Annotated in this window: 14 protein-coding genes; 4 read left to right on the top strand and 10 right to left on the bottom strand. The window is 69.3% G+C overall.

Going from position 1 to position 14,734, the window contains the following annotated elements; genetic code table 11:
* Positions 1–82 precede the first annotated feature (82 nt).
* The 8 genes from ACYDAT_RS08710 to ACYDAT_RS08675 form a co-directional block, all read right to left on the bottom strand.
* The gene (locus ACYDAT_RS08710; protein WP_461449636.1) at positions 83–673 is read right to left on the bottom strand and encodes a lysophospholipid acyltransferase family protein; all 591 of its coding nucleotides are present in this window, start codon (positions 671–673) and stop codon (positions 83–85) included.
* Positions 670–1,092, bottom strand: a complete 423-nt coding sequence (arfB, locus tag ACYDAT_RS08705) for an alternative ribosome rescue aminoacyl-tRNA hydrolase ArfB (RefSeq protein ID WP_461449634.1) — start codon at positions 1,090–1,092, stop codon at positions 670–672. The genes ACYDAT_RS08710 and arfB overlap by 4 nt, the downstream gene beginning before the upstream one ends.
* A gap of 203 nt (positions 1,093–1,295) precedes the next feature.
* The gene (gene ubiB / locus ACYDAT_RS08700; RefSeq protein WP_461438642.1) at positions 1,296–2,957 is read right to left on the bottom strand and encodes a ubiquinone biosynthesis regulatory protein kinase UbiB; all 1,662 of its coding nucleotides are present in this window, start codon (positions 2,955–2,957) and stop codon (positions 1,296–1,298) included.
* Positions 2,954–3,598, bottom strand: coding sequence for a ubiquinone biosynthesis accessory factor UbiJ (locus ACYDAT_RS08695; RefSeq protein ID WP_461438641.1), 645 nt, complete (start codon positions 3,596–3,598; stop codon positions 2,954–2,956). Before ACYDAT_RS08695 ends, ubiB begins: the two co-directional genes overlap by 4 nt.
* A 64-nt stretch (positions 3,599–3,662) precedes the next feature.
* Entirely contained in the window at positions 3,663–4,127 is a 465-nt protein-coding gene (locus tag ACYDAT_RS08690) for a tRNA (cytidine(34)-2'-O)-methyltransferase (protein WP_461449632.1), read from the bottom strand.
* Between the two features lie 13 nt (positions 4,128–4,140).
* Entirely contained in the window at positions 4,141–7,458 is a 3,318-nt protein-coding gene (locus tag ACYDAT_RS08685) for a S41 family peptidase (RefSeq protein ID WP_461442061.1), read from the bottom strand.
* Positions 7,459–7,615: 157 nt separating this feature from the next.
* Positions 7,616–7,852, bottom strand: coding sequence for a hypothetical protein (locus tag ACYDAT_RS08680; protein WP_461442060.1), 237 nt, complete (start codon positions 7,850–7,852; stop codon positions 7,616–7,618).
* 90 nt (positions 7,853–7,942) lie between these two features.
* Complete coding sequence (locus tag ACYDAT_RS08675; RefSeq protein WP_461449630.1) at positions 7,943–8,809, bottom strand: NAD(P)-dependent oxidoreductase; 867 nt, start codon at positions 8,807–8,809, stop codon at positions 7,943–7,945.
* A 193-nt stretch (positions 8,810–9,002) separates the two neighbouring features.
* Here ACYDAT_RS08675 and ACYDAT_RS08670 point away from each other — a divergent pair, with 193 nt between their 5' ends.
* Positions 9,003–9,536 (top strand): peroxidase-related enzyme, encoded by a 534-nt coding sequence (locus ACYDAT_RS08670; protein ID WP_461442059.1) that lies wholly within the window; start codon positions 9,003–9,005, stop codon positions 9,534–9,536.
* Between the two features lie 7 nt (positions 9,537–9,543).
* On the opposite strand, the gene ACYDAT_RS08665 is transcribed toward ACYDAT_RS08670, so the two are convergent.
* Together ACYDAT_RS08665 and speA are read right to left on the bottom strand one after the other, a co-directional pair.
* Positions 9,544–10,509, bottom strand: coding sequence for an L-threonylcarbamoyladenylate synthase (locus tag ACYDAT_RS08665; protein WP_461449628.1), 966 nt, complete (start codon positions 10,507–10,509; stop codon positions 9,544–9,546).
* Between the two features lie 13 nt (positions 10,510–10,522).
* Complete coding sequence (gene speA / locus ACYDAT_RS08660; RefSeq protein ID WP_461449626.1) at positions 10,523–12,433, bottom strand: biosynthetic arginine decarboxylase; 1,911 nt, start codon at positions 12,431–12,433, stop codon at positions 10,523–10,525.
* A 190-nt stretch (positions 12,434–12,623) separates the two neighbouring features.
* Between speA and speE the strand changes: the two genes are divergently transcribed.
* The 3 genes from speE to ACYDAT_RS08645 form a co-directional block, all read left to right on the top strand.
* Positions 12,624–13,475, top strand: a complete 852-nt coding sequence (gene speE / locus ACYDAT_RS08655; RefSeq protein ID WP_461449624.1) for a polyamine aminopropyltransferase — start codon at positions 12,624–12,626, stop codon at positions 13,473–13,475.
* A 7-nt stretch (positions 13,476–13,482) separates the two neighbouring features.
* Positions 13,483–14,394, top strand: coding sequence for an AEC family transporter (locus ACYDAT_RS08650; protein WP_461449622.1), 912 nt, complete (start codon positions 13,483–13,485; stop codon positions 14,392–14,394).
* A gap of 37 nt (positions 14,395–14,431) precedes the next feature.
* Positions 14,432–14,734, top strand: a 303-nt coding sequence (locus tag ACYDAT_RS08645; RefSeq protein ID WP_461449620.1) for a hypothetical protein, incomplete at its 3' end; no start/stop codon positions are given.

The raw sequence follows: 14,734 nt of genomic DNA, 5'->3' as shown, positions 1-14,734 counted from the left end.
AGCGTGGCCTGCGCTTCGTGGCTGAAAGCGCAAGCGGGAAGCCGGCAGCCGGCAGGGCTTGCAAGGATGCATATCCCGCTCTTCACGCCCCGCGATACTTGCCGCGATAGGGCGCGTAGAAAGCGCGGATGCGCGCCATTTCGGCGTCGAGGTCCGGACCCATCTGCAACAGCGGGCCGAAGCCGATGGTCTTGCTCGGGTAGTCGAAGTACACCAGTTGCACCGGCACTTGGGCGCCGCGCGCGATCTGCCAGAAACCGGATCTCCAGCGCTTGACCGCGCGCCGCGTGCCTTCCGGGGTGATGCCCAGCCACAGCGCGTCGCTGTCGGTGAAATGCTGCACCATCTGCTCGACCACGCCGTAGGCGCGCTTGCGCTGCACCGGGATGGTGTCCAGTTTGCGCAGCAGCCAGCCCAGTGGCCCGCGAAACAGCTCGGCCTTGATCATGATGCCGACCTTCAGGCCCAGCGCGATCTTCATCAACATGCCCCAGACGCCATCCCAGAACGAGGAATGCGGCGCGCCGATCAGGATCACCTTGGGCACGTTCGGCAGCGTGCCCGCGAGACGCCAGCCGGCGCGCAGCAAGATCCAGCGGCACAGTCGCGCGCCGAAGCCTGGCGTGTGCTGTGGCGCGCGCGGCGGCGCGGCAGGTGGCAGATAGCCGCTCACGCGTCGGCGTCCGGACGACCGCGCGCGCGTTTGCGCCGCGCGCCGATGCGCTTGGCTTCGAGGCGGCGCTCCACCGCGCCGCGCGTCGGGCGCGTGGCCTTGCGCGGCTTCGGCACGCGCAGCGCGGCGCTGATCCACGCCGTCAGGCGCGCGCGCGCGTCGCTGCGGTTGCGCGCCTGATCGCGGAAGCGCCGCGCCTGCAGCACCATGATGCCTTGCTGATTCAGGCGCCGGTCGTGCAGCGCCAGCAGTCGCGCGCGCAAATCCTCCGGCAGTGCCGTGGAATGCGCGACGTCGAAGCGCAGTTCCACCGCGCTTTCAGTGCGGTTGACGTGCTGCCCGCCGGGGCCGTCGGCGCGCAGAAAACGCTCCACCAATTCGTGCTCGGGCAGACGCAGGCTGGGGGTGATGATCAGCATGGCACGAGCATATCAGTGGTGTCTTGCGGCTCGGAGGGCCGCTGCGCGTATCGTCGCTTCGGCCGGCGCGCTGCTGTCCAGTACGCAGCGCAGGCGGATTCGGAGGCAAACACATCGAGTGCATCGTGACGCCCGTAGCCCTTGCGGCGGGCGCTGGCGTAGCGGCCGGGCGGCAGCACGTCGAGGTCGCTGCGCAGCGCTGATCAGCCGCGCGGCGCGGCGCGGCGCGGCCACGCGCGCCACCATGCGAGCGAGCCCAGCGCGGCGAGCACGGCAGGCGCCACGACACCGAGCTGCGGCTGCAGTGTCCACAACAGCACTGCGAGGATCAGCAGCGTGCTGCCGAACAGGCCGCCGGCGAGCAGGCGCTGCGTGACGCGCGTGTTCGCGGCCAGCGCTTCCAGTTCGCGCGCGCGGATCACCAGTTCGCCGCGCCCGCTGGCGGCCTGCTCCAGCGTCTGGATGAGCAGCTCGGGCAGGCGCGGCGCCTGACGCATCCATTCCGGAGCGCGGCGCTTGATCTCGCGCAGCCACGCGCGCGGTCCGTAACGGCGGCGCAGGATCTGGCGCAGGATCGGCTCGGCCACCGCCCAGATGTCGATCTCCGGGTCGAGCTGGCGGCCCAGACCTTCGATATTGAGCAGGGTTTTCTGCAACAGGATCAGTTGCGGCTGCAGGGTCAGCTCGTACTCGCGCGCGGTCTGGAACAGTTTCATCGTGACCTCGGCGATGGAGATCTCGCTCATCGGGCGCGTGAAGTACGGCTCGCACACCGCGCGCGTGGCGGCTTCCAGTTCGTCCAGGCGCACGCTGGCCGGCATCCAGCCGGCGGCGACGTGCAGCTCGGCGATGCGCCGGTAATCGCGCTGGAACAGCGCCATGAAATTTTCCGCCAGCAGGTACTGGTCGGTCTCGGGCAGGGAACCCATGATGCCGAAATCCAGCGCGATGAAGCTGGCATCGGCGGGTTCACGCGGGTCCACCCAGATATTGCCGGGGTGCGCGTCGGCATGGAAAAAATTGTCGCGGAACACCTGCTCGTAGAACAGGCGCACACCCTTGCGCGCCAGCGCCTTGCGGTCCACGTCCAGCGCATCCAGCGCGGCGATGTCGTCGGCGGGGATGCCGTGCACGCGCTCCAGCGTCAGCACGCGCTCGGCGCTCCAGTCCCAATGAACCTCGGGCACGTACAGGTCGCGCGGCGCGTGCGCGAAATTGCGCCGCAGCAGGCTGGCGTTGGCGCCCTCGCGCTGCAGGTCCAACTCGTGTTCGAGGGTTTTCTCGATCTCGTCGACCACGTCCAGTGGGCGGATCTTGTCGGCGCGCGGGTGCCAGCGCTGCGCCAGATTGCCCAGCGCGCGCAGCAGGCGCGTATCGCGCGCGATGCGCTCGGCGATGCCGGGGCGCAGCACCTTGACCACCACCGCGCGGCCGTCGGGCAGGCGCGCGGCGTGCACCTGCGCGATCGAGGCCGAGGCCAGTGGCGTCTCGTCGAACTCTGCGTAGAGCTGCGCGACGGGTTTGCCCAGTTGCTGCTCGATCGTGGCGCGCGCCTGCGCGCCGGGGAATGGTTCGACCTGATCGCGCAGCTTGGCCAGCGCATCGGCCAGATCAACCGGCAGCAGGTCGCGGCGCGTGGACAGCACCTGCCCGAACTTGACGAAGATCGGCCCCAGTTCGGTCAGCGCCAGGCGCAGGCGTTCGCCGCGTGGCAGGCCGCGTGCATCGCGCGCGCGCGGCAGCAGCGCGGCCAGCAGCGCCAGCGGTCGATACAGGCGTGTGCCCTGCGCGAACTCGTGCAGACGCCAGCGCAGCGCGATCACCAGCACGCGCAGCAGCCGCGGCGTCGAGGACAGCGCGCTCATCGGCGCGCGCCTTCGAGGCGCGCACGCAAGGCTTCAAGACGCGCGGCGTAGCGTTCGCTGCGCTCGCGCACGCGGTCCACTTCGTCGAGAAAATCCGCGATCTCCTCGCGCGCCGGGGTCAGCCGCGCCTCGTCGCGCAACCACGCGGCGCCATCCTCGACGCCTTGCGCCGCGAACGTGCGTGCGTGCGTCAACGCGCCCAGCAGCGCGCGCGCCAGCGGCACGCCCAGCACTTCGCCGAAGCGCGCGGCGAACGCGGCTTCGAGATCCGGCTGATAACCGCGCGCGAGTTTTTCCAGGCGTCGCGCCAGATCGGCGTCGCCGGACAGATTCACCGCGCCCGGCGGCAGCGCGCCGTCGCCTTTCAGCGCGGCGGCGACGAGGCTGGCCGGACGCAGCTTCACTTCCAGCTCGGCCGTGTCCGCCGGGCCCACGCGCAGGCGCCCGTCCCGCACATGCAGGCGCAGCGCCAGTGGCGGTTGCTGCAGGCGCACGCACACGCTGCGCCCATCCAGCGCGGCCAGCGCGTCGCGGCTGTCGGCATCCAGCGCCAGCGCGCGATTCAGGGCTTCTTCCAGGGTGCGCCCGAGCAGGCGCTTCAGCGGCGCCGGCAGCAGCGCATCGAGTGTGGATTCGGACATGCGCGGATTGTAGCCCGCGTCCCGCGTGGCTCGCGTGCCGGCCATGCGCGGGATCGATCGCGGCTCACACCGCGCCGGCGTAGCCGAGTTGGCGCCACGCCGCGTACACCGTCACCGCCACGGCGTTGGACAGATTCAGGCTGCGGCTGCCCGGCACCATGGGCAGGCGCAGGCGGCGTTCGGCGGGTACGGACGCCAAGACATCCGCCGGCAGACCCTTGCTCTCGCTGCCGAACAGCAGCGTATCGCCGGCGGCGAATTGCACCTGATCGGGATGCGCGTGGCCCCTGGTGGTCAGCGCGAACACGCGCGGCGCGCCCAGCGCGGCGAGGCAGGTCTCCAGATCGGAGTGCACCGTGACGCGCGCGTACTCGCGGTAGTCCAGTCCGGCGCGGCGCAGCTTGGCGTCGTCCAGGGCGAAGCCCAGCGGCCGCACCAGATGCAGCGCGCAGCTGGTGTTGGCGGCCAGGCGCATGACATTGCCTGTGTTGGGCGCGATTTCGGGATGCACCAGGACGATGTGCAGCATGGCGGGCGCGCGGTTATTGCCCTCCAGGTGCAGGGCTTGCCACGGGTTGCGGCAGCGGCGGCAGTTGCGGGTGGTAATCGCGCCACGGCGCGTGCGTGTAGTGCGGCAGCGGATGCGCCTTGAGCTGCTGCAGCGCGATTTGCACCGCGCGCTGGAGCTGCGGATCCTGCCCCTCGCGCACCAGCTTCGGGTTCTGCCACACGGTCACATCCGGCGCGATGCCGTGGTTTTCCACCGGGAAATGTCCGTTGAGTCCTTCCACGGCGACGCGCGGCGCGGTGATGCCGCCGCCATCCATCAGTTTCGGATAACCGCCGATGCCGACCAGCCCGCCCCAGGTGCGCTCGCCGACCAGCGTGCCGACATGGTCCATCTTGAAGTACCACGGCAGCGCGTCGCCGCCGGAGCCGGAGAACTGGTTGATGATCATCACCTTGGGGCCGAAGATGGCCATCGGCGGCGCCAGCTGCGGGTGGCTCCAGCGGGTGACGACCAACGCCATGGGTTTGCGCTGCAGATACTGGATGATGTAGTCGGAAAGATCGCCGCCGTGGTTGAAGCGCTCGTCGATGATGACGCCCTGCTTGTCCACCTGCGAGAAGAAATAGCGGTTGAAATTCTTGTAGCCGCCCCACTCCGTATCCGGCAGATAGACGTAGCCCAGCTTGCCGCCGGAGAGCCGGTCGACCAGCCTGATGTTGTGGTCGATCCAGGCGACGTTGCGCAGCGCGTGCTCGCTGGGAATGGTCTTGACGACGATCTGGTGCGCGCCAGCCATGCCCGGCTGCGGTCCTACAGTCAACGTCACGTCCTTGTTGGCCAGGTTCTGGAATGCCTGGTAGATGTTGGCGTCGCCGCGGATCGGCAGGCCGTTGACCGCGAGCAGGTAATCGCCAACCTTGACCTTGAGCCCCGGCTGCGCCAGCGGCGCATACAGCTGCGGATTCCACGCGCCGCCGGTGAAGATCCGGGTGATGCGGTAGTGGCCGTGCTCGATGGCGTAATTGGCGCCCAGCAAGCCCACATGGATGTCCTGCATCTTCGGCTCGTGGCCGCCATAGATGAACATGTGACCGATCGAGAGATAGCCGGTCATCTCGCGGAACAGGAAACTGAGCCCGTCGCGGCTGGCGAGACCGGGCAGGTAGTGCGCGAATTCGGCCTCGGCCTGGTCGATGTTCAAGCCGTCGTATATGGGGCTGTAGAAAAACGCGCGTTCGATGCGCCAGGCGTCGCGATACATCTCGGCCCATTCCTCGCTGGGCACCACGAACACGCGCAGCGATCGCGTGGCCAGTTTCTCCGGCTTGGCCTTGGGCTTGGCGGCGGCGATGAACCAGTTGCTGCCGCGCTGATACAGCATCCTGGCGCCGTCGGCAGCGAGCCGGAAACTGGTGATGCCGCTGACCAGCGTGGCGGTCTTCTTCGAGGCCAGCTCGAAGCGTTCGATCGACACCGGCACGCCGAACGGCGTGACGTCCGACGGCATCGTCACCAGGGGCGCCTTCTGCAGATAGAGCACGCCGCTCTTGCCGGCTGCGAGGCCCACATAGTTGGCGGCGCTGATCGGCAGCGGCAGCGCGCGGGCCTGCAGGCCGCTGAAGTCGATCGCGACCGTCACCGCGGTTTTGCCGGTCTTGCCATCGACATGCCCGGCGCCGCCTGGGCCGGAAGGTTCAAACCCCGCATCCGGCGCCAGCGGCGAAGGCGTCCCCGGCAGCAGCGTGGCGGCGTACACGTGGCGCGTGACCGGCCGCTCCATGCCGCTCATTTCCCACAAGCCCGATGTCAGCGCGGTGTCGGTACTCGAGGTGAAGTACAAGTACTTGCCGTTGGCATCGAAGACCGGATCGCGGCAGTCGCTGCTGGCGTCGGTCACTTGCTGCGCGCGGGCAGCGGCCAGCGAGTAGATGAAGATCGCATGCAGGTAGTTGGGCATCACCTGCGAGTAGACGATCCAGCGGCTGTCCGGTGACCAGCTGGGATGGAAGTGCTGCAACGTGGCATAGCCATTGTGGGCGACCTTGATCGGGTGCGGATCATGCGCGGCCAGATCGACATACCAGAGATTCAGCTTTTGATCGCCGAACACCAGCTTGCGGCTGTCAGGCGACCAGGTCAGGCCGTAGTAGAAGGCATCCTTCTGGCCGAGCACGATGCGGCGCGGCGTGCCGGTGCCGTTCTGCGCACGGATGTACAGGTCGTATTCGCCCGCGCGGTCGGAGAAATAGGCGATCGAGCGGCCGTTGGGTGACCAGGCCGGATCGCGATCCATGACCCCGGGGCTGTGGGTGAGGTTGACGAAGCTGCCGTGCCGGGTGGGCACCGAAAGGATGTCGCCGTTGGCCTCGAACAGCGCGCGTACTCCGCTGGGCGAGATCGCGGCGTCGTCGATCAGCTTGGCGACGTTGATGAAACGCGGGCGCAGCTGCGGCAGATCCCCGGACACCGTCACCGCCAGCGCGCGGCTTTGGCCGCTGGCGAAGTCGTACACATGCAACTGGCCGAACTGCGAATAGACGATGCCGCCCGGCCCGGCGCTGGCCGAGGTGATGTCGAAGCCGGTGTTGTCGATCACGCGTCGCACCTGGCGGCTGCCCGTGTCGTAGGCGAACAGGGTGATCGGCCCGTCGCGGTCGGACAGGAAATACACCGTGTTGCCGACCCACATCGGATCGCTCTCGTTGGCGTTCAGGTCGGGAATGCGCACGACGCTCGAATCGGACAGCCGGGCCAGCCAGATCTGCGTGTGCTGCCCGCCCTTGTAGTACTTCCAGAACGGCTCCCACTGGAACTCCGGCACGTAGGCCAGGTGCGTGCCGTCGGCCGAGTACGAACCTTCCTCGGCCATCGGCAGCGGCAGTTCCCGGGGGAAGCCGCCGGTCACCGGAACGGTGAACAGCTGGTCCGGATCGGAATAGCTGTAACGGTGCGAGCGGAACAGCACCGCTTTGCCGTCTGGCGTCCAGCCGACCGCCACATTGGGACCGGGGTAATAGGTCAACCGGCGCGGCTCGCCACCGCTGGTCGGCACCACATAGACATCGGTGTTGCCGTCATAGGTTCCGGTAAAGGCGATCATCGAGCCATCCGGCGAGAAGATCGGCTTGGTCAGCATGTCCATGCCGCTGGCCAGCACGTGGGCCTGCCCGCCGGCGCGCGGCACTTCCCACAATTCGCCGCCATATTCAAAGGCGATCTGCGTCTTCGACAGCGTCGGATAACGCAGCAACAGCAATGGCTGCGCGGTGGCGGCGCGCGCCGCGTGGCCGCAACCGATCGCGACGAGGCACGCGAGCGCCAGCAACAATGCGTAAGTCCGATTGGACATGGACGACTCCCCTGCAGACAGGAACTGGCCCGCTGGCCTTTTGAAGCGGCGCAACTGACGGCAACGAGCGTCAGGCGCCATTCACGCCACGCTCAAGTGGACCACCGGCTACCCGCGAAGTTCCCCCCTCCAAGGTCGTGGTCACCCCCGTCGGCGGTCAAGCCGGCGGCTGTGCCACGGCTGGCGAGAACGACGCGCGATGGCATGCCATCGCGCCGCGTCCGGGCAGATCGGTCAGTCGCAGCGCCTGCGGTTCACGCGCCAGCCACGCGGCCGATTTCCCGCCCGACGTGGTGATGCCCTGGCCAGGATCGATGTCGTGCCACCACCAGCCGGGCGCCGCGCGATTGCGCTGCGATTCATCGAGGTTGCTGGATGTGCGGGAGAGCGACATGGATGCAATCCCGGCGCGCAGGCGAAGCGCGGATTGTCGGGCCTGCGCCTGCGCGCACCAGCACCGACCGCGCGTGCCGCGCGGCGTATCTCAGCGTGCGTGCTTGAGCCGGATCAGCGCCGAGATGTCCTCGTCGCCGTGGCCTTGCGCCATCAGTTGCGCATAGTCGGCCAGCGCCTTGTCGATGACGCTGTGGTCGCTGCCGGCGTCGCGCGCGATGCGCTGCACGATGCCCAGATCCTTGTGCAGCAGGGCCAGCTTGAAACCGACATCGAATTCGCCGCGCAGCATGCTTGCGCCGCGCTTGTCCAGAAACCAGTTGCCCGCGGCGCCCGCGGCCAGCGTCGGCAGCAGGCGTTCCGGCGCGAGGCCCAGCGCCGCGCCCAGCGCCAGACCTTCGCACACTGCCGCGGCGATGCCGGCGACCAGCACCTGATTCACCGCCTTGGTGGCCTGGCCGCTGCCACTGGGTCCCATCCAGGTGATGCGCGCGGCGTAGCACTCCAGCAGCGGCCGCGCGCGCTCCAGCACGGCCGCGTCACCGCCGACCATCACCGACAGCTTGCCGTTGCGCGCGCCCTCCACGCCGCCGGACACCGGCGCATCCAGAAAATGCGCGCCGACCTCGACCAGCATCGCCGCCGCGCGTTGCGCGGTTTCCGACGCCACCGTGCTGTGGTCGATCACGATCGCGCCCTTGCGCAAACCCGGGCGCAACGCCGCGACGCAGCCCAGCACATCGGCATCGGCGGTGACGCACATCGCGATCACATCGCACGCTGCGGCGAGCTGCGCCAGCGTGTCCGCAGCGGCCACGTCGAGTTCTGCGGCCAGCGCCTGCGCCTTGACCGCGCTGCGGTTGCCGACCGCCGCCAGCAGGCCGCGCGCGTGCAGATGACGGGCCATGGGCTGGCCCATGGCGCCCAATCCGATGAAACCTGCGCTGCGATGAGTCATGCGTGTCGTTCCGATCAAGGTTGATAAATGCGCGCGATTGGGCGAACCGTCCCTGGTGCGTGGCGCCATCCGCGTCGAAATCCAGCAGGCTTCATTGTGCGCGATGCGGCCCCGCGCTTGCTCAGCGCGCGGTGGCGCATGGGAAGATGCGCGCCACTGCCGCGCGTCGGCGCGGCGCCGAGGGAGTCGCCGCATGGCGTGGATTGAAAGCATTGACGAAGCCCACGCCGAGGGCGCGCTGGCCGCGTTCTATGCCGATCTGCGCGCGCGTCGCGGCCATTCCACGCCGATCCTCGAAGTGCAGGGTCTGGACCCGGAGGCGTTGCAGCAGCACCTGGTGCTGTATTCGCACCTGATGTTCGCGCCGGGCGGCTTGTCGCGCGATGAGCGCGAGATCATCGCGGTGGCGGTGTCGGCGGCCAACGGCTGCGGCGACTGCGTGCGCGAGCACCTCGAGCGCCTGCAGCACTACATCGAGGAGCCGGAAACGCTGGATGCGGTGCGCGCCGCGCCCGAGAACATCGCCGATGCGCGCCAGCGCGCGATCGCGCTGTACGCGCGCAAGCTCACCCTGCAACCGCATGCGATGCGCGTCGAGGACATCACCGCGTTGCACGCGCAAGGTCTGGACGATGCCGAAATCCTGCGCGTGAACCTGATCACCGCGTATTTCAATTTCGTCAACCGCATCGCGCAGGGCCTGGGCGTGGATGCGCACGCGCGGTGATACCCGCTCAAATTGTTGAGCCCGCGCCCACCCCCGCCGCGGCGCGCATGAGGCGATCGCGCACGCCGGCCCACTCGGGCGCGGCGGGCGGCCGCTCGACCAGCAGCATGCGCGCGCCGCGCGCATCCAGATCGCGCAGCGCCGCGTACAGCGCCCGCGCGTAAGCGGCCGCGTTCGCGGGCAGGCGCAGGCCGGCTTCGGGCGACACATCGAAACCGTGGCTCAGCAGCAGCGCGCCGGGTTCCTGCGCCTGCGCGAGTAATTCCTCGCGATCGAGCAGACGCAGCGGCGTGCGCGGCGCGTAGTGCGCCGCCAGGCTGCCGGATACGCGCGGGCTGTCGGCGGCGGCATGCTCGGCCACCGCCACGCCCAGCGCGGCTTCGAGCATCGCGCGCGTGATCGCGCCCGGGCGCAGGATGCGCGGCGTGGCGCCGCTCAAATCGAGGATGGTCGATTCGATGCCGACCGCGCACGGCCCGCCGTCGAGCACGCAGGGCACCACATCGCCGAACTCGGCGCGCACGTGCTCGGGTCGGGTCGGGCTGATGCGCCCGAAGCGATTGGCCGAGGGCGCGGCCAGGGCGCCGCCGAAGGCATCCAGCACGGCGCGCGCCAGCGGATGCGCGGGCATGCGCAGCGCCACCGTGTCCTGCCCACCGGTGACGGCATCGAGCACCCGCGCGGCGCGCGGCAGCACCAGGGTCAGCGGCCCCGGCCAGTAGCGCGCGGCCAGCATCCGCGCCGCTTCCGGCACGCTGCGCGCCCACTGCGCGAGCTGCTCCGGCGCGCCCAGATGCACGATCAGCGGATGCCCGGCCGGGCGCTGCTTAAGCGCGAACACGCGCGCCACCGCCGTGGCGTTGCCGGCATCGGCGGCGAGGCCGTACACGGTCTCGGTGGGCAGGCCGATCACTTCTCCGCGGCGCAACGCAGCCACGGCCTCGGCCACGTTGCAGGGCCGCGCCGCGTTCATGGCGCACGCGTGTTCATGGCGCCGGCGCGGGTTCGGTGGCGAGGTAGGTGTAGCCGTTCAGGCCCACCTCCAGTGCGGCCAGCAGCGGCGCGGCTCGTGCCGCGTCCACGCCGACCTCGGCTAGGCGCTGGCGATAGCCGGAGCGCAGCGCGGCAAGGTCGTAGCCGACGTACTCCAGCATCAGCGCGGCGCTGTCGCCGCGGCGCTGGTGGCTTAGCGCGGGCCGGCCATCGGCGCCGACGCGCACGTTCACCGCATCGGTGTCGCCGAACAGGTTGTGGATGTCGCCGAGAGTTTCCTGATAGGCGCCGACCATGAAAATGCCCAGGCAATACGGCGCCTCGCCGTGTTCGGGCAGCGCGTGCAGCGGCAGGCTGACATCGATGCCGCCGGCGTCCACGTACTGATCGATGCGCCCGTCCGAGTCGCAGGTGAGATCGGCGATCACGCCGCGCCGTGTCGGCCGCGCATCGAGCCCGGCGATGGGCACGATCGGGAAGATCTGGTCGATGGCCCAGACGTCTGGGATCGACTCGAACACCGAGAAATTGACGAAGTACTTGTCGACCAATTTCTCGTCGAGTTCGTCCAGCAGCGCGCGGTGCGCGCGTTCCTGCGGATCGAGCCGCGCGCGCACCGCGTGGGCCAGCGCGTGGAACACATCATCCAGCGCCGCGCGTTGCGCCAGATCGAGCTGCCCCCGCGCGAACAGCGCCAGGCCCTCGGCATGGTGCTGCTGCGCCTCCAGATAAATCTCGGTGGGCGGACGCGCCGCCAGCTCGGCGTGCAGCGCGTGCAGATGGCGCAATACCGCGGGCGCATCGGCGGCCAGCGCGCCGCGCGCGCCGCGCGGCGCGGTTTCCACATCGCTGACGTTGGTGATCAGCACCGCGTGGTGCGCGGTCATGGCGCGCCCGGCCTCGGTGACGATGCGCGGCGGCGTCAGCGTGGCGCTGGCGCACAGTTCGGCCAGCGGCTGCACGATGGCCTGCGCGTATTGTTCGATGGCGTAGTTGATCGAGCAAGACGAGCGCGAGCGCGTGCCTTCGTAATCCACGCCGAGGCCACCGCCGACATCGATCCAGCGCAGGTTCACGCCCTGCTGCGCGAGCTGCACCAGGTATTGCCCGGCCTCGCGCATGCCCGAGGCGATGTCGCGCAGGTTGGACAACTGCGAACCCATGTGGAAGTGCAGCAGTTGCAGCGCAGCGCCCAGACCCGCCGCGTGCAGGCGCGCCAGCAGGTCCAGCAACTGGCGCGGGGTCAGGCCGAACTTGGCCTTGTCGCCGCCGGTGTTCTGCCACTTGCCGGCGCCCAGCGTGGCCAGACGCATGCGCACACCCAGCAGCGGCGTCACGCCCAGCGCGGCGGACTCGCGCATCACATGATCGAGTTCGGAGGGTTTCTCGATGACGATGACCGCATCCAGGCCCATGCGCCGGCCGATCAGCGCGAGGCGGATGTACTCGGCATCCTTGTAGCCGTTGCACACCACCAGGCTGCCCGGCTTGGCCAGCGCCAGCACCGCCAGCAGCTCGGGCTTGGAACCGGCCTCCAGACCGAAATCGGCGGCATCGCCGCCGGCGGCCAGTTCGCCGGCCACGCCGCGCTGCTGGTTGACCTTGATCGGATACACCGCGGTGTAGCCGCCGCCGTAGCCATGCGCATGCATCGCCGCGGCGAAGGCCTGCTGCAAATGCCGCCGGCGGTGGTGCAGGATTTCTGGAAAGCGCAGCAGCAGCGGCAGGCGCAGGCCCGCGCCGCGCGCCGCGGCCACGGCCTCGGTCAGCGCCAGCGCGGGGCCGTCGGCACCCTGCGGGTGCGCGCTCACGCGGCCAGTCTCGTCGATATCGAAATAGCCATCGCTCCAGTAAGGCATGGCATAGGTGTGGCGCGCGGCGTCGCGGTCCCAGCGTTCCGTCATGGCGGGCTCTCCCGTGGTCATCGAGTGGATGGCGTCGCAGCGGCGGGCCTGGACGCGCGGGCAACCTCGACCGGAAGCCTTGCACGCCGCGGGGTCGAAACCGCGCGTAGTGTAGCCGGCAGCGGCGCGGCCATCGCGAAGCGCGCACGGGCCCCGGCTACAATCGCGTTTCATTTTCGAGCGCGCCACTATGAGCGAGACCTGGTTCACCGAGCATCACGCCCCCAGCGGGTCGTCCATCGGCTTTCGCGTGCGCGCCAAGCTGCACGAGGAAAAGACGCCGTTCCAGACCATCGCCATTTACGACAGCACCGACTGGGGCAAGCTGATGGTGATCGACGGCTGCATGATGGTCACCACGCGCGACAATTTCCTGTATCACGAGATGATCGTGCACCCGGCGCTGTACACGCATGCGGCGCCGAAGCGCGTGGTGATCATCGGCGGCGGCGATTGCGGCACGCTGCGCGAGGTGCTGCGTCACGCCGAGGTCGAACACGCGGTGCAGGTGGAGATCGACGAGCGTGTCACGCGCCTCGCCGAGGAGCACTTTCCCGAGTTGTGCGCGGCCAACGGCGATACGCGCGCCGAGCTGCGCTTCGACGACGGCATCCGCTACATGGCCGAATGCGCGCCCGGCTCGGTGGATGTGGTGATCGTCGATTCGACCGATCCGGTCGGTCCCGCCGAGGGTTTGTTCAACGCGGCGTTTTATCGCAGTTGTTTCCGCGCGCTGGCCGATGGTGGCGTGCTGGTGCAGCAGTCCGAATCGCCGCTGGCGCATCTGCCGCTGATCCAGGCCATGCGCGCGGCCATGCAGCAAGCCGGTTTCGGGCCGCTGGCGACCCTGCCGTTTCCGCAGCCGTGCTATCCCACCGGCTGGTGGAGCTGCACGCTGGCGCGCAAGGGCGCGGCGGCGATCGAGTCCTTCCGCGAGGCCGACGCCGCGGCCAAGCCCTTCGCCACGCGTTATTACAATGCCGGCGTGCATCGCGCCGCGCTGATCGCGCCAGAGTTCCTGCGCGAGGCGCTGTGCGCCTGAGCGGGTCGTGCAATTGCCGCTGGCCACCTTCGCGTTTCTGCTGCTGCTGATCGCGATCGGGCGCTTGCTGGCGTTGCGGCGCGTGCTGCCCGAGCGCGCCGCCGACACGCTCAATCTGGTGGTGCTGTACGTCAATCTGCCGGCGATGGTGTTGCTGTACGCATCGCGTCTGCAGTTGAACCGCGCGCTGTTGGCGGTGGCGGCGATGCCATGGCTGCTGCTGCTGATCTCCGCCGCTGTCGTGTGGCTGCTGGCGCGCGCATTGCGCTGGCCACGCGCGGTGACGGGCGCGCTGCTGCTGACCGTGCCGCTGGGCAATACCTCGTATCTGGGTTATCCGCTGACGCGCGCCATCCTCGGCGCTGCGGCGCTGCCGTATGCGGTGGCCTACGACCAGTTCGGTTCGTTCCTGATTCTGTCCACGTACGGCGTGCTGATCCTGGCCTGGTACGGCCACGGCGTGCGCCCGCGGCCCTGGCACATCGCGCGCCGCGTGCTCACCTTTCCGGCGTTTCTGGCGCTGCTGCTGGCGCTGGCCATCGCGCCGACCCCGCTGCCGCACTGGCTGACCGCCGTGCTGCACCCGCTGTCCGTGGCGCTGCTGCCGCTGGTGGCGCTGGCGATCGGCGTGCAGCTCAAGCTCAAGCCGGATCGCGAGCATCTGGCCGCGCTGGGCACGGGTTTGCTGTTGAAAATGCTGGCGCTGCCGCTGCTGGCGCTGTCGCTGGCGCCGCTGCTGGGCCTGCACGGAGCGGCGGCGCATACGGCGGTGCTGGAGTCGGCGATGCCGCCGATGATCACCGCTGCGGCGCTGGCCTCGATGGCCGGGCTGACGCCGCGCCTGGCCGCGGCCATGGTCAGTTATGGCATCGTGCTGATGCTGTTGATCCTGCCGCTGGGCCTGCGCCTGCTGCACTGAGCGAATTTCTTCCCGCACCACACGACGGAGTCGCATCATGTCGCGTCAATACACTTTTTCACTGCTCGCCACGGCGCTGCTCAGCCTGGCGCCGCTAGTCGGAGCCGCCCCCGCGCCCGCGGCCAGCAGCGCGCCGCCCGCGCGCGCGTCATTGCGACAGTTCGAGCACGATGTGCTCAGCATCGTCGCGTTGCGCAGCGAGGCGGACCGCCTCGCCGGCGCCGCGGTGCTGGCGCGCGCGGTGCCGGACTTGCCCACGGTACTGACCTATCAGACTTTCCTGGCGCGCGCGAAAGCCGCGCCCGGCGCCGGCGCCGCCGAGCAGTGGGAGGCGGTGGGC

This window comes from Metallibacterium sp., assembly GCF_054637675.1.
Note: the sequence above shows the minus strand (reverse complement) of the source record. Positions and strands in the feature narration are given on the sequence as shown.